The organism is Salmonella sp. SAL-020, assembly GCF_017372215.1.
GTDB classification, from domain to species: Bacteria; Pseudomonadota; Gammaproteobacteria; order Enterobacterales; family Enterobacteriaceae; genus Salmonella; species Salmonella enterica.
This window is the reverse complement of sequence record NZ_CP071690.1, coordinates 1,374,123-1,388,448: the sequence shown is the minus strand read 5'-3', so window position 1 is coordinate 1,388,448 and position 14,326 is coordinate 1,374,123. Positions and strand designations below refer to the sequence as shown.

14 protein-coding genes are annotated in these 14,326 nt (G+C 51.8%); 6 read left to right on the top strand and 8 right to left on the bottom strand.

Going from position 1 to position 14,326, the window contains the following annotated elements:
• Window positions 1-70: 70 nt before the first annotated feature.
• The 4 genes from J1G48_RS06520 to xapA are packed head-to-tail and all read right to left on the bottom strand — an operon-like array spanning window position 71 to window position 3,368.
• Window positions 71-955, bottom strand: coding sequence for a LysR family transcriptional regulator (locus J1G48_RS06520; RefSeq protein WP_000438892.1), 885 nt, complete (start codon window positions 953-955; stop codon window positions 71-73).
• Window positions 956-1,006: 51 nt separating this feature from the next.
• Window positions 1,007-1,165 carry a DUF1427 family protein gene (locus J1G48_RS06515; RefSeq protein ID WP_000658727.1) on the bottom strand — a complete coding sequence of 53 codons (159 nt, stop codon included), beginning with the start codon at window positions 1,163-1,165 and terminating at the stop codon, window positions 1,007-1,009.
• A 58-nt stretch (window positions 1,166-1,223) separates the two neighbouring features.
• Window positions 1,224-2,480, bottom strand: a complete 1,257-nt coding sequence (locus tag J1G48_RS06510) for a nucleoside permease (RefSeq protein WP_000513241.1) — start codon at window positions 2,478-2,480, stop codon at window positions 1,224-1,226.
• Between the two features lie 54 nt (window positions 2,481-2,534).
• Window positions 2,535-3,368, bottom strand: a complete 834-nt coding sequence (gene xapA / locus J1G48_RS06505; protein WP_001119748.1) for a xanthosine phosphorylase — start codon at window positions 3,366-3,368, stop codon at window positions 2,535-2,537.
• Between the two features lie 255 nt (window positions 3,369-3,623).
• Between xapA and J1G48_RS06500 the strand changes: the two genes are divergently transcribed.
• Window positions 3,624-4,385: an outer membrane protein gene (locus tag J1G48_RS06500; RefSeq protein ID WP_000722926.1), complete on the top strand. Its 762-nt coding sequence runs from the start codon at window positions 3,624-3,626 to the stop codon at window positions 4,383-4,385.
• Between the two features lie 61 nt (window positions 4,386-4,446).
• Here the strand turns inward: J1G48_RS06500 and J1G48_RS06495 are convergent, their stop codons facing one another.
• Window positions 4,447-5,373 carry a LysR family transcriptional regulator gene (locus J1G48_RS06495; protein WP_001109831.1) on the bottom strand — a complete coding sequence of 309 codons (927 nt, stop codon included), beginning with the start codon at window positions 5,371-5,373 and terminating at the stop codon, window positions 4,447-4,449.
• Between the two features lie 89 nt (window positions 5,374-5,462).
• On the opposite strand from J1G48_RS06495, the gene J1G48_RS06490 reads away from it, so the two are divergent.
• Window positions 5,463-6,461, top strand: a complete 999-nt coding sequence (locus J1G48_RS06490) for a bile acid:sodium symporter family protein (RefSeq protein WP_000765573.1) — start codon at window positions 5,463-5,465, stop codon at window positions 6,459-6,461.
• Here J1G48_RS06490 and J1G48_RS06485 read toward each other — a convergent pair.
• From J1G48_RS06485 to zipA, 3 genes are all read right to left on the bottom strand, one after another.
• Window positions 6,458-6,676: a DUF3820 family protein gene (locus tag J1G48_RS06485; RefSeq protein WP_001519708.1), complete on the bottom strand. Its 219-nt coding sequence runs from the start codon at window positions 6,674-6,676 to the stop codon at window positions 6,458-6,460. The genes J1G48_RS06490 and J1G48_RS06485 overlap by 4 nt on opposite strands.
• 1 nt (window position 6,677) lies before the next feature.
• The gene (ligA, locus tag J1G48_RS06480; RefSeq protein WP_000433286.1) at window positions 6,678-8,693 is read right to left on the bottom strand and encodes an NAD-dependent DNA ligase LigA; all 2,016 of its coding nucleotides are present in this window, start codon (window positions 8,691-8,693) and stop codon (window positions 6,678-6,680) included.
• Window positions 8,694-8,764: 71 nt separating this feature from the next.
• Window positions 8,765-9,751, bottom strand: coding sequence for a cell division protein ZipA (gene zipA / locus J1G48_RS06475; protein ID WP_000983126.1), 987 nt, complete (start codon window positions 9,749-9,751; stop codon window positions 8,765-8,767).
• A 231-nt stretch (window positions 9,752-9,982) separates the two neighbouring features.
• On the opposite strand from zipA, the gene cysZ reads away from it, so the two are divergent.
• The 4 genes from cysZ to ptsI all read left to right on the top strand — a co-directional run bounded on the left by cysZ (window position 9,983) and on the right by ptsI (window position 14,296).
• Window positions 9,983-10,744: a sulfate transporter CysZ gene (cysZ, locus tag J1G48_RS06470; RefSeq protein WP_000255008.1), complete on the top strand. Its 762-nt coding sequence runs from the start codon at window positions 9,983-9,985 to the stop codon at window positions 10,742-10,744.
• Window positions 10,745-10,907: 163 nt separating this feature from the next.
• Window positions 10,908-11,879, top strand: a complete 972-nt coding sequence (cysK, locus tag J1G48_RS06465) for a cysteine synthase A (protein WP_000036902.1) — start codon at window positions 10,908-10,910, stop codon at window positions 11,877-11,879.
• Window positions 11,880-12,262: 383 nt separating this feature from the next.
• Entirely contained in the window at window positions 12,263-12,520 is a 258-nt protein-coding gene (ptsH, locus tag J1G48_RS06460; RefSeq protein WP_000487600.1) for a phosphocarrier protein Hpr, read from the top strand.
• 48 nt (window positions 12,521-12,568) lie between these two features.
• Complete coding sequence (gene ptsI / locus J1G48_RS06455; RefSeq protein ID WP_000623120.1) at window positions 12,569-14,296, top strand: phosphoenolpyruvate-protein phosphotransferase PtsI; 1,728 nt, start codon at window positions 12,569-12,571, stop codon at window positions 14,294-14,296.
• The last annotated feature ends 30 nt before the right edge of the window (window positions 14,297-14,326 follow it).

The window sequence follows — 14,326 nt, the reverse complement described above, 5'->3', positions numbered from 1 at the left end:
CTTATCAGGCCTACAGACGACACCGCACACGTAGGCCGGATAAGACGTTAGTCGCCATCCGGCACAGACATCATACCGTCAACGCCGCCACCAGTTTCTCCAGTGCTGGCGTTGCCTGCTGCTGGTCATACACAATATACAAATCCGCCGGAATACGTTCCTCTAACGGACGGAACACCACACCCGGCCAGCTCATTTGCGCATAGCCATCAGCCATCAACGTAATCCCGATCCCCATACTGATCATCGCCAACACCGTTTGCGGCTCAACCACTTCCCGAATAATCATTGGCGAGAAACCCGCCTGTTGGCATACACGTTGTAAAAATCCCCAATCAGAATGTACGGAAGGCAACGTAACAAAATATTCATTGCGCAACGCCGACAGCGGCACAGAATCTCTGGATGCCAGATCGTGATCTTCCGGAACTGCAACCATGAATGCAGATTCATGCAAACGTATGCTGGTAAAACCGACTGCCGGTTCGATAGCCATACGCCAGATCCCTGCATCAAGTTCCCGACGCTCTAACAACGCCATTTGCATACCGGGAGACTTTTCGCGAAAAAGTACTTCAACATTGGGATTTGCTTTCAAAAAGTGACGCATCGCAGGACGCATTCTTCCCCACAGCGCCGTACCAACCACACCCAGTTCAATGCGCCCCGCTTCACCGCGACCAATCTGCTCCACTCGCGCCAGCGCCTGATTTGCACTGGCTAACAAGCGACGTGACTCCTCCATTAAAACTTTCCCGGCATGGGTTAATGCAACGCTGCGGGAATGACGAATAAACAGCAATGTACCCAGTTGCTGTTCAAGTTCTTTGATATGGATACTCAAGGGAGGTTGTGACATATTTAACCGGGCAGCAGCCCGGCCAAAATGCAATTCTTCTGCAACAGCGAGGAAATAACGTAATAGCTTTAGATCAATACGATGGGCTCGTTCCATCACTATCGCACTCCAGGAATAAGGGATAACGTCTGGAATTTACCATATTACCTAGTAAAAAATAGATTTAACGACAAGATACCCAATATACATAAATACAATAGATAATACCCCGGGTAAAACATTTGGTGCGGGAATAGGTATACGGCATAAAGTAAAAAATGCGCCAATACCAAATCCAATACCGGAGGAGAGAATAATTTCTTTCATGCTGTGTCCTTGTTCATAAAAATGGACTGGCGAACATCCTCTCGCCAGTCAAATAAAATTAATGTGCTAATGATTTGGTCGACAGTTTTTCTGGATGGTGCTGATATTTAAAGAACAATGCAAAAATAACGGCCAATGCCAGAGCGTAGGCGGCAAAGACCAGCCAGATGGTTTGCCAATCTTTTACGCCATCAATAGAAAAATAATCCACGGCCATACCGCTTAAAAGAGACCCAATCCACGCCCCCACGCCGTTAACCATGGTCATAAACAACCCCTGCGCGCTGGCGCGAATACTTGAGTCCACCTCCTGCTCTACAAATACTGACCCTGAGATGTTGAAGAAATCAAATGCGCAGCCATAAACAATCATCGACAGCAGCAGTAGCACAAAGCCAAACGGGGATGGATCGCCAAAGGCAAAGAAGCCGAAACGCAGCGTCCACGCCAGCATACTCATCAGCATTACCGTTTTAATACCAAAGCGTTTAAGGAAGAACGGAATGGTGAGGATAAAGCCCACTTCCGCCATCTGCGAAACTGAAAGCAAGATAGAGGGATACTTCACCACAAAGCTGTCGGCAAACTCAGGATTACGGGCAAAATCATGCAGGAACGGATTACCGAAGACATTGGTAATTTGCAGCACCGCCCCCAACATCATCGCAAACAAAAAGAAGATTGCCATGCGTGGATTTTTAAACAGAACAAAAGCATCCAGTCCGAGCTTACTGGCAAGCGTGGTGTTCGCCTTCTTCTCGGCTACCGGAATTTTCGGTAACGTCAGCGCATACAGGGCCAGCAATAACGATGCGCCAGAAGCGATGTATAATTGCGCACTGCTCAGTTCCAGCCCCATCAGGCTCACCGTCCACATCGCAACAATAAAACCTATTGTGCCGAAAACGCGCACAGGCGGAAATGACGTTACCGGATCCTGACCTGCTTTCGCCAGACAGGAGTACGAAACGCTATTGGATAATGCAATCGTTGGCATATACGCCATCGCATTAACCAACATCACCCAGAACATCGTCTGGGGATCGGTAACGGTGGTGGCGTACAATAACGCCCCCGCGCAAACCAGATGGCAAAGCATATAGGCTCGCTCAGCGCGCAGCCATTTATCAGCAATGATCCCCATAATGCCCGGCATGATAATCGCTGCCAGTCCTTTTGAGCTGTAGACCATACCGACATTCGCGCCGGTAAAATCCAGAGTGTTGATCATGTAAGAGCCCAGGGTAACCAGCCAGCTCCCCCAGATAAAATATTGCAAGAACGACATGACTTTTAAGCGGGACGTAATACCCATTTTTTATTCCTTGCCGTGAGATAAAGCCCCAATACGGGGCCGTAGTCATTGTGTTTAGGCCAGTTTACGTAAAAAGCCGCAAATCAGATTTATAAAGTTCTGCCGGGAAAGTTCAGCCGCCGCCAGCGTTTGCGCATGGGAGAGTTTTACATCGCCCAGCCCTTCCGCCAGATTGGTGATCGCTGAGACGGCAACAACTTTGAGGCCACAATGACGTGCGCTAATCACCTCAGGGACAACGGACATTCCGACCACATCGCCGCCAATAATCTGCATCATGCGGATTTCTGCCGCCGTTTCGAAGTTCGGACCCGGATAAGAAACAAATACGCCTTCAGTGAGGGGGAATCCCTCCTCTGCCGCAACGGACTGAAGCATGGCGCGATAATCTGCGTCATAAGCATTAGCCAGCGAGAAGAAGCGATCGCCATAACGATCATCGTTTGGCCCCACCATCGGCGTACCGGGCATCGTATTAATGTGATCGCTAAGCGCAACCAGGCTACCCGGCCCCACTTCCGGACGCAGAGATCCTGCCGCATTGGTGCAGAACAACACTTCACAGCCCAGTAATTTCAACGTGCGAATGGCATCGGTCATCACCGCCATTCCACGCCCTTCATAAAAATGTCCGCGACCTTTCATACAGGCCACCGGAACACCCGCCAGATGGCCGAGCACCAGTTCACCAGCATGGCCGTGTACGGTGCTGACGGGAAATCCCGGCAATTTCTCGTAAGAAATGGCTACCGCATCTTCGATTTGATCCGCCAGAGCACCCAACCCGGAGCCTAAAATAAACGCGACTCGCGGGGTAAATGCCGGTTTATGTGCATGAATAATATCAATACAATACTCAGGATTATGAGAAAAAAGAGCGTGAGGCATAAGTTTCCTTGTTCTATCGGATTTAATTTGACTCCTTTTTATAACGACCATCGCCCCTTGCTGACCAATACACTTTTCACGTGTCATCAATAGCCATTTAATATCGATAGATTTAGATCGCTTCTGTATTAATACAGAGGGAAAACAGTATTGGTTTTTGCTTGCACTTCATATTAACAATATGCCGCTTTCATATTTATAAATTGCCTCTTTTTAATTAACCCATTAATAATTATCGGCATAGGGAAATATGCTATGAAAAAAATTCTTACTCTGACGCTTTCTTCTTTACTCATTATTCCCGCACTCACCCATGCGGAATTTAAAGGCGGGTTCGCCGATATCGGCCTCCATTACCTCGACTGGACATCAGACACCACGGAAAAAACCAGTAAAAAATCCCATAAAGATGATTTTGGGTACCTGGAACTGGAAGGCGGAGCGAATTTTAGCTGGGGAGAAATGTACGGGTTCTTCGACTGGGAAAATTTTTACAATGGCCGCCACGCTAAACCAGGCAGCGAACAGCGTTACACCTTTAAAAATACCAACCGTATTTATCTGGGCGATACAGGATTAAACCTCTATCTCCATGCCTACGGGACGTACGGTTCACCTCATCGCGCTAATTTCCATGATGACATGTTTCTCTATGGTTTAGGCTATAACTTCACAGGTAACGGTTACTGGTTTAAACCCTTCTTTGCCAAACGTTATACCGATCAGACCTACTACACAGGCGATAATGGTTATGTATTAGGTTGGGTGGCCGGCTATAGCTTCTCGTTGGGTAGTGAGAAATTCAGCGTAACGAACTGGAATGAGTATGAGTTTGACCGCGATGCGTCCTACGCTGCGGGCAATGGCGGGAAAGATGGCATTAATGGCGCAGTAGCGCTGTGGTGGAATGCGACTCCTCACCTGACCGCAGGAGTACAATATCGTTACGCTGATAATAAGTTAGGAGAATCCTTCCTGCAGGATGGCATTATTTATTCCATCAAATACCTGTTTTAACACACTGCCCTGTCAAAAATGGCAGGGCAAGACCGCACCTCACACACGGACAGATAGATATTTATAGCTGATACAGCGGATCTTTCGCCCTCGCGGCGGTTAATTCGCTGGCCTGGGTACGCACCACGTCCCACAACGCCTGCGCCGCCGTGGAGAGCGATCGGTTTTTTCGTCGCGCCAGCATGAGCTGCCTTTCAACTACGGGCGTCAGCCGTTTAACCTGCAAGTGGCTGCCCTGCGGGAGCGGTAACGCCAGCGCGGGCAGCACGCTGATGCCGATTCCCGCTTCCACCATTGGAAACAGCGTGGCCGGGTGACCAATCTCCTGCACGATATCCGCCTCAATAGCAAAATGGGCCAGCGCCGCATCAATCAGCGGTCGACTGCCGGAAGCATAATCCTGTAAGACCAGCGAGGCCTGTTTAAGATCCTGCCAGCTCACCCATTCCTGATGCGCCAGCGGATGATCCTGGCGACACAACAGTAAAAAAGGCTCTGATAAGATGGCTTCACACTGTAAATCCACCGCTGCGCCGGGATCGATAACGATGCCAAAATCCACTTCACCCTGGCGGATGCTCTCCAGCACCCACTGCTGCGGACGATCGTGCAATACAAAATCAATAGCGGGATAAAGTGAATTACTTTGGGCAATGCATTGCGGAATAAGATGCGCAGAAATGGTTTGGCTCGCGGCAACGCGCACGGTGCCGGTTAATTGTGTCCCTACTCTGCCTGCATCGCGCAGTATGCTGTTCAGTTCATCAAGCACCCGCTCCAGACGCGTCGCCAGTTGTTGCCCCGCCTCGGTCAGCACCACCTCACGCGTGGTGCGATCCAGCAGTCTGACGCCGGTTTGCCGCTCCAGCTCTTTTACGCTATGACTGACCGCAGACTGGCTCAGTCCAATCCTGTCCCCTGCCCGACTGAAACTTTTGGCCTGGGCGACGGTAATAAAAATACGCAGTTGACGCAGTGAATAGTTCATCGACTAGATTCATATATAGATGCAATAAATTAATTTTATTTCTCAAAGCGAAAAACGCAAAATAGCTGCACCGACTTTCAGGAGTTTTTATGAAACTTTTTCGTATCCTTGACCCTTTCACGCTGACACTTATCACCGTGGTACTACTGGCCTCTTTTTTCCCGGCGGAAGGCGGCTTTGTGCCTGTCGTTGAAGGCATTACGACAGCGGCCATCGCTCTGCTGTTTTTTATGCATGGCGCGAAGCTTTCACGTGAAGCGATCATCGCTGGCGGCAGCCACTGGCGGTTGCATCTGTGGGTCATGTGCAGCACTTTTGTGCTCTTTCCTGTCCTCGGCGTACTGTTTGCCTGGTGGGCGCCTGTCAATGTCGACCCTATGCTCTACAGTGGCTTTCTGTATCTGTGCATTTTGCCCGCCACCGTGCAGTCGGCGATTGCATTTACTTCACTCGCGGGCGGTAACGTCGCGGCCGCGGTGTGCTCAGCGTCTGCGTCCAGTCTGCTGGGCATTTTCCTGTCGCCGCTGCTGGTCGGTCTGGTAATGAATATTCATGGCGCGCAGGGCAGTCTGGAAGAGGTGGGCAAAATTATGCTGCAACTGCTGCTGCCTTTTGTGCTGGGACACCTGTCTCGCCCGTGGATCGGCAACTGGGTCGCGCGCAACAAAAAGTGGATCGCGAAAACAGATCAGACCTCTATTTTGCTGGTGGTCTACTCGGCGTTCAGCGAAGCGGTGGTCAACGGCATCTGGCACAAAGTCGGCTGGGGATCGCTGCTGTTTATCGTCGTGGTCAGTCTCATACTGTTGGCGATCGTCATCACCATTAACGTCTTTGTCGCCCGTAAATGCGGCTTCAATAAAGCCGACGAAATCACTATTGTTTTCTGCGGTTCGAAAAAAAGCCTGGCCAACGGGATCCCGATGGCCAATATTCTGTTTCCGACGTCAGTGCTGGGTATGATGGTATTACCGCTGATGATCTTCCACCAGATCCAACTGATGGTCTGCGCAGGGCTGGCGCGGCGCTACAAACGCCAGACCGAGAAGTTACAGGCGCAGCAGGAAAGCCGCGCCGCGAAAGCTTAAAGCGGGCGTTTCAGGGGCTGTACCAGTTGCGTCAGCCCCTCGGTTTTAATCAGCAGCGTGATTTGCATCAACTCCCCCAGTTTACCCGCCGGAAATTGATCTTTACGGGCAAACCACAGCAAATACTCTTCCGGAAGGTCGATCAATCGACGTCCCTGATATTTGCCAAAGGGCATCACGGTGTTGGCGATTTCAACCAGCTGCTCTTTTTCCATCTCAGGCACCCAGTAAGCGGATCATTTCCGCTTCATCAATCACGGTAATACCCAGTTCCTGCGCTTTGGCCAGTTTGGAGCCCGCCGCTTCACCGGCAATCACCAGATCGGTTTTCTTCGATACGCTGCCTGCCACTTTCGCGCCCAGCGCCGCTAAACGCGCTTTAGCGTCATCGCGGGACATCTGGCTCAGGCTACCGGTTAGTACCACGGTTTTACCGGCAAACGGGCTATCGACCTCTTGCACATTAATGACTACCGGCGCGGGCCAGTGAACCCCTTCCGCCAGTAGCTGCCCAATCACGTCACGATTGCTCTCTTCGGCAAAAAAGTTAAAGACGTGCGTAGCGACCACAATCCCCACGTCGGGTACTTTCTGCAACTCGTCAATGGTAGCGGTCTGCAGCGCCTCCAGCGTGCCGAAATAAGCCGCCAGCCCCGCCGCCGTCGCTTCACCCACTTCACGGATGCCCAGCGCATAGAGAAAACGCGCAAAAGTCGTCGCTTTGGCTTTTTCCAGCGCGTTTACAACATTTTGCGCGGACTTTGGCCCCATTCGGTCCAGGCCGGTCAGTTTACCCGCCGTCAGACGGAACAGATCCGCTGGCGTATGGACATACTCCCTTTCCACCAGTTGGTCGATGATCTTATCGCCCATCCCGTCTACATCCATCGCCCGGCGCGACACAAAATGTTTCAGCGACTCTTTACGCTGCGCGCCGCAAATCAGCCCGCCGGTACAACGGGTAACGGCTTCGCCTTCAACGCGCTCTACGTCCGATCCGCACACCGGACAGTGCGTTGGAAACACAATCGGACGCGTCTCTTCAGGGCGTTCGGACAGAACCACGTTGACCACCTGAGGGATCACATCGCCTGCCCGACGGATAACCACCTTATCGCCAATGCGCAAGCCAAGTCGCTCAATTTCATCGGCATTATGCAACGTGGCATTGCTGACCAGCACACCAGCCACCTGAACCGGTTCCAGACGCGCCACCGGCGTAATCGCCCCGGTGCGCCCGACCTGAAACTCAACATCGCGCACAAAAGTCATCTGCTCCTGAGCAGGAAATTTAAACGCCACCGCCCAGCGCGGCGCGCGGGCCACAAAGCCCAGCTGTTCCTGCAAAGCCAGCGAGTTGACCTTAATCACCACGCCGTCGATATCAAAACCGAGCGTGGGGCGATCTTTTTCGACGTTGCGATAAAAATCCAGTACCGCCTGGGGAGAATCGCACAGCGTCACGCGATCGCTGACCGGTAACCCCCACGCTTTAAATTGCAGCAAACGTCCCAGATGCGTATCCGGCAACTCGCCGCCTTCCAGAATACCGACGCCGTAGCAGAAAAATGTTAGCGGTCGCTTCGCCGTAATACGCGGATCGAGCTGACGCAACGAGCCCGCCGCCGCGTTACGCGGATTAGCAAACACTTTGCCGCCAGTGCGGCGCGCGTCTTCATTGATCTTTTCAAACCCGGCCTGCGGTAAAAATACCTCTCCGCGAACTTCAAGACGCGCCGGAATGTTATCGCCGTGCAGCTTTAACGGAATGGCGCGAATCGTGCGCACGTTTGAAGTAATATCTTCACCGGTGGTGCCGTCGCCACGCGTCGCAGCGCTCACCAGCACGCCGTTTTCATACAGAATGCTGACCGCCAGACCATCCAGCTTTAGCTCGCAGCACCAGATGACATTTTCCGTGCTTTTTAGACGATCCTGCACTCGCTTGTTAAACGCCAGGAAGCTTTCTTCATCAAATACGTTATCGAGCGACAGCATCGGTACTTCATGGCGAATCTGGTTGAATGCCGTCAGCGGCGCCGCGCCAACGCGCTGCGTGGGCGAATCCGGCGTGATAAGGTCCGGACGTTGCGCCTCCAGCTCTCGCAGTTCCCGCATCAGGCGGTCATATTCGGCGTCGGGAATCTCGGGCGCATCCATCACATGATACAGATATTCATGATGGCGAAGCGTGGTTCGCAGTTCTGTCAGTTGTTGTTCGATTGGTTCCATATCACACCATCAATGATAAAAAACCCCCGACAGGCGGGGGTTACGTTAAAAATGTCACACCTGCGTTAACCTCAGGCGTTAGCGTCCATCACCTCGCGGATGCGGTCCTGATATTCGCGCAGTTTCTGCGGCGTCATCATCCGACGCTGGTCATCCAGCACGACGCCGCCGACCTCATCAGCGATATGCTGCGCGGATTGCAGCATCAGCTTGAAATTCTGCAGCGCATCGCCGTAAGACGGTACCTGCATAAAGATAGTGACGCCAGGCGTAGTGAAGTCCGTCATTTCAGGATCGAACGTTCCCGGATTGACCATATTCGCGAGACTGAACAAGGCCGGGCCGCTGCCGTCCGGGCTCAAATGACGATGGAAAATATTCATATCGCCAAATTTAAAGCCTGACTGCTGAATACTGTTCAGTAACACTTCACCATTAAGCTCGCTGCCATGATGGGCCGCGACGTTCATAATGATGACCGCCTCTTTACGCTGCGGTTTTTCCACAACCGGCGCTTCTTCCACTACCGGTTCCGCCTCAACCACAGGTTCCGCAGGCTGGAAGGTTTGCGCTGATGGCGGCGGCGCGGGCTGCGCAACAGGCTGCGGCGCTTGCGACGGCGGTGCAGGCTGCTGTTGCGGCGGCTGTACCGGCGGCGCAGATGGCTGAACCTGCTGAGGCTGCGGCGCAGGTTGGACCGGTTGCTGAACCGGCTGTTGCATCGGCGCTTGCGGCTGCGGCGGCGCCGCTGGACGCGGTTGCGCAGACGCATAAGGCGGCTGGTACTGGTGTTGCGGCGACTGACGAGGGGCATCATGCTCCTGCGACTGGCCGGGGGCATGATTTACGCGGTGAACACGAACTTCACCCACGCCTTCGTCTTCTTCGACATCGTCGTCATACGAGTCGTCGTCGCGTTTCGATTTCATGCGTTTTAGTGGACGATCGCGGAACATAGAAGATCGTTCTTTACGGCTGGTCCAGAAACCATGTACCAGTAAAGCGATTATGGCGATCGCGCCAACAATGATTAATATCAGACGCAAATCCTGCATCATTATATTCTCTGTTGTTCTAACACCTTGCCACCACGGCAAACATTTACTCACTAAGAGTATTTGCCGATTACGTCAAGTGCAAGTGTACTGTTGGCTTTCGCAGCATAAAGATGAAGGAAAATGTGCTTTTTGCTGTTTTTTCGAACATTTCCGAACTATCCACCGTCTGATAACCGGGTAAGATATCCCACGTTTACCCAGGGCTTTAAGAAAAAGGAGTATGTCCTGAATATGGTTTCATCATCCACAACCGTACCACGTAGCGGCGTCTATTATTTCTCGCAAGGATGGAAGTTAGTCACCCTACCGGGAATCCGCCGCTTTGTTATTTTACCTTTGCTGGTCAACATTGTGCTGATGGGCGGCGCATTTTGGTGGCTGTTTACCCAGCTTGACGCCTGGATACCTTCGTTGATGAGTCATGTGCCGGACTGGCTGCAATGGCTGAGCTATCTGCTGTGGCCGATTGCGGTTATCTCTGTTCTGCTGGTCTTTGGCTATTTTTTCTCTACCCTCGCCAACTGGATCGCCGCGCCGTTTAACGGCCTTTTAGCCGAACAGCTTGAGGCGCGGTTAACCGGCGCCACGCCGCCAGATACCGGCATACTCGGCATCATGAAAGATGTACCGCGCATTATGAAACGTGAATGGCAAAAGCTGGCGTGGTATCTGCCGCGCGCTATTGTGCTGCTGGTTCTCTATTTTATTCCTGGCATTGGCCAAACCATCGCGCCGGTGCTGTGGTTTTTGTTCAGCGCCTGGATGCTGGCGATCCAGTATTGCGACTACCCGTTTGATAACCACAAAGTGCCGTTTAAAACGATGCGCGCCGCGTTGCGCACGCAGAAGGTGGCGAATATGCAATTTGGCGCGCTCACCAGCCTCTTTACGATGATTCCGGTGCTTAACCTTTTCATTATGCCTGTCGCCGTCTGTGGCGCGACGGCAATGTGGGTTGATTGCTGGCGTGCTAAGCACGCGTTATGGAAATAACGTAAAAATGTATAAATAAGAGATGGCTTATGCTGTCTCTTATTCCATACTGATAACCATTATTTCCCATCAGCATATAGATATGCGAAATCCTTACTTCCCCATATCTGGCTGGAAGGTATGCTGGGAAGGTATCCCAATTTCATACAGTTAAGGACAGGCCATGAGTAAGATTTATGAAGATAACTCGCTGACTATCGGTCATACGCCGCTGGTTCGACTGAACCGTATCGGTAATGGACGCATTCTGGCGAAGGTGGAGTCGCGCAACCCGAGCTTCAGCGTCAAGTGCCGTATCGGCGCCAATATGATTTGGGATGCCGAAAAGCGTGGCGTACTGAAACCTGGCGTGGAACTGGTGGAGCCGACCAGCGGCAACACCGGTATTGCGCTGGCGTATGTCGCCGCCGCGCGCGGTTACAAACTCACCCTGGCCATGCCGGAAACCATGAGCATTGAACGCCGCAAGCTACTCAAAGCATTAGGCGCGAATCTGGTGCTGACCGAAGGGGCGAAAGGGATGAAAGGCGCTATTCAGAAAGCCGAAGAAATTGTCGCCAGCGATCCGCAAAAATATCTCCTGCTCCAGCAGTTCAGCAACCCTGCCAACCCGGAAATCCATGAAAAAACCACCGGCCCGGAAATCTGGGAAGACACCGATGGTCAGGTGGATGTGTTTATCTCCGGCGTCGGCACTGGCGGTACGTTAACCGGCGTCACGCGTTATATCAAAGGGACGAAGGGTAAAACCGATCTTATCACCGTTGCGGTAGAACCCACTGACTCCCCGGTTATTGCCCAGGCGCTGGCTGGTGAAGAGATCAAACCAGGCCCGCATAAAATTCAGGGCATCGGCGCAGGCTTCATCCCGGGCAACCTGGATCTGAAACTGATTGATAAAGTGGTTGGCATCACCAATGAAGAAGCCATTTCTACCGCGCGCCGTCTGATGGAAGAGGAAGGTATTCTGGCAGGAATTTCTTCCGGTGCCGCGGTTGCTGCAGCGCTTAAGCTGCAGGAAGATGAAAGCTTTACCAATAAGAATATTGTGGTTATCCTACCTTCATCAGGTGAGCGTTATCTGAGCACCGCGTTGTTCGCCGATCTCTTTACTGAGAAAGAACTGCAACAGTGATGCCAGCATGTTAAAAACGCGTAAAAAAGCACCTTTTTGGGTGCTTTTTTGTGGCCTGCTTCAAACTTTCACCTCACCTGGCATTGATTCACCCTGCCGGAACTGGTATTTAACCAGACTAATTATTTTGATGCGCGAAATTAATCGTTACAGGAAAAGCGTTAGCTGAATCGATTTTATGATTTGGTTCAAATCTTCCTTTCGCGGCATAATGTTTAATGACGAGCGAAACGTCAGCGGCCATAAGTTGCCAGCAACGGATTGCGTAGAACACCTTTTGTGTCGCGTCCCGTTTACGCCGGCGCTAACAATACAGGCTAAAGTTGAGCCGCCAGGCTAGACTTTAGTTCCACAACACTAAACCTATAAGTTGGGGAAATACAATGTTCCAGCAAGAAGTTACCATTACCGCTCCGAACGGTCTGCACACCCGCCCTGCTGCTCAGTTTGTTAAAGAAGCAAAAGGCTTCACTTCTGAGATTACTGTGACTTCCAACGGCAAAAGCGCCAGCGCGAAAAGCCTGTTTAAACTGCAGACTCTGGGCCTGACTCAAGGCACCGTCGTCACCATCTCCGCAGAAGGTGAAGATGAGCAGAAAGCGGTTGAACATCTGGTCAAACTGATGGCGGAACTCGAGTAAGTTTTTTTCCGGGTTCTTTTAAAAATCAGTCACAAGTAAGGTAGGGTTATGATTTCAGGCATTTTAGCATCCCCGGGTATCGCTTTCGGCAAAGCACTGCTGCTGAAAGAAGACGAAATCGTCATTGACCGGAAAAAAATTTCTGCCGACAAGGTTGATCAGGAAGTTGAACGTTTTCTGAGCGGTCGTGCCAAGGCATCTGCGCAACTGGAAGCGATCAAGACAAAAGCTGGTGAAACGTTCGGTGAAGAAAAAGAAGCCATCTTTGAAGGGCATATTATGCTGCTCGAAGATGAGGAGCTGGAGCAGGAAATCATAGCCCTGATTAAAGATAAGCACATGACGGCTGACGCAGCCGCACATGAAGTTATCGAAGGTCAGGCCACTGCCCTGGAAGAACTGGATGATGAATACCTGAAAGAGCGCGCGGCTGACGTACGTGATATCGGTAAGCGCCTGCTGCGCAACATCCTGGGTCTGGCCATTATCGATCTGAGCGCGATTCAGGAAGAAGTTATCCTGGTTGCCTCTGACTTGACGCCGTCAGAAACCGCGCAGCTGAACCTGCAGAAAGTGCTGGGCTTCATCACCGACGCGGGCGGACGCACGTCTCATACCTCCATCATGGCGCGTTCTCTGGAACTGCCAGCGATCGTAGGTACCGGTAGCGTCACCGCTCAGGTGAAAAACGGCGACTATCTGATTCTGGATGCCGTAAACAACCAGGTTTACGTCAACCCGACCAACGATGTTATTGAGCAACTGCGCGCCGTCCAGGAGCAGGTTGCGACCGAGAAAGCGGAACTCGCAAAACTGAAAGATCTGCCGGCAATCACGCTGGATGGACATCAGGTTGAAGTTTGCGCCAACATCGGTACCGTTCGTGACGTTGAAGGCGCTGAGCGTAACGGCGCGGAAGGCGTTGGTCTGTATCGTACTGAATTCCTGTTCATGGATCGCGACGCGCTGCCGACGGAAGAAGAGCAGTTTGCCGCCTATAAAGCGGTCGCTGAAGCGTGCGGCTCGCAGGCGGTTATCGTCCGTACCATGGACATTGGCGGCGACAAAGAGCTGCCGTACATGAACTTCCCGAAAGAAGAGAACCCGTTCCTGGGCTGGCGCGCCGTGCGTATCGCCATGGATCGCAAAGAGATCCTGCGTGACCAGGTTCGCGCGATTCTGCGTGCCTCCGCTTTCGGTAAATTGCGCATTATGTTCCCGATGATCATCTCTGTTGAAGAAGTTCGCGCGCTGCGCAAAGAGATTGAAATCTACAAACAGGAACTGCGTGACGAAGGTAAAGCATTTGACGAAAGCATTGAGATTGGCGTGATGGTGGAAACACCGGCTGCGGCGACAATTGCGCGTCATTTAGCCAAAGAAGTTGATTTCTTTAGTATCGGCACCAATGATTTAACGCAGTACACCCTGGCAGTTGACCGTGGTAATGATATGATTTCACACCTTTACCAGCCAATGTCACCGTCCGTACTGAACTTGATCAAGCAAGTTATTGATGCTTCTCATGCAGAAGGTAAATGGACTGGCATGTGTGGTGAGCTTGCAGGCGACGAACGTGCTACACTTCTGTTGCTGGGGATGGGTCTGGACGAATTCTCTATGAGCGCCATTTCTATCCCGCGCATTAAGAAGATTATCCGTAACACGAACTTCGAAGATGCGAAGGTGTTAGCAGAGCAGGCTCTTGCTCAACCGACAACGGACGAGTTAATGACGCTGGTTAACAAGTTCATTGAAGAAAAAACAATCTGCTAATCCACGAGATGCGGCCCAATTTACTGCTTA

Excerpts from the sequence above, each read along its gene's own strand:
- J1G48_RS06520 (WP_000438892.1), bottom strand. The coding sequence starts at position 955 with ATGGAACGAGCCCATCGTATTGATCTAAAGCTATTACGTTATTTCCTC.
- J1G48_RS06515 (WP_000658727.1), bottom strand. The coding sequence starts at position 1,165 with ATGAAAGAAATTATTCTCTCCTCCGGTATTGGATTTGGTATTGGCGCA.
- J1G48_RS06510 (WP_000513241.1), bottom strand. The coding sequence starts at position 2,480 with ATGGGTATTACGTCCCGCTTAAAAGTCATGTCGTTCTTGCAATATTTT.
- xapA (WP_001119748.1), bottom strand. The coding sequence starts at position 3,368 with ATGCCTCACGCTCTTTTTTCTCATAATCCTGAGTATTGTATTGATATT.
- J1G48_RS06500 (WP_000722926.1), top strand. The coding sequence starts at position 3,624 with ATGAAAAAAATTCTTACTCTGACGCTTTCTTCTTTACTCATTATTCCC.
- J1G48_RS06495 (WP_001109831.1), bottom strand. The coding sequence starts at position 5,373 with ATGAACTATTCACTGCGTCAACTGCGTATTTTTATTACCGTCGCCCAG.
- J1G48_RS06490 (WP_000765573.1), top strand. The coding sequence starts at position 5,463 with ATGAAACTTTTTCGTATCCTTGACCCTTTCACGCTGACACTTATCACC.
- J1G48_RS06485 (WP_001519708.1), bottom strand. The coding sequence starts at position 6,676 with ATGGAAAAAGAGCAGCTGGTTGAAATCGCCAACACCGTGATGCCCTTT.
- ligA (WP_000433286.1), bottom strand. The coding sequence starts at position 8,693 with ATGGAACCAATCGAACAACAACTGACAGAACTGCGAACCACGCTTCGC.
- zipA (WP_000983126.1), bottom strand. The coding sequence starts at position 9,751 with ATGATGCAGGATTTGCGTCTGATATTAATCATTGTTGGCGCGATCGCC.
- cysZ (WP_000255008.1), top strand. The coding sequence starts at position 9,983 with ATGGTTTCATCATCCACAACCGTACCACGTAGCGGCGTCTATTATTTC.
- cysK (WP_000036902.1), top strand. The coding sequence starts at position 10,908 with ATGAGTAAGATTTATGAAGATAACTCGCTGACTATCGGTCATACGCCG.
- ptsH (WP_000487600.1), top strand. The coding sequence starts at position 12,263 with ATGTTCCAGCAAGAAGTTACCATTACCGCTCCGAACGGTCTGCACACC.
- ptsI (WP_000623120.1), top strand. The coding sequence starts at position 12,569 with ATGATTTCAGGCATTTTAGCATCCCCGGGTATCGCTTTCGGCAAAGCA.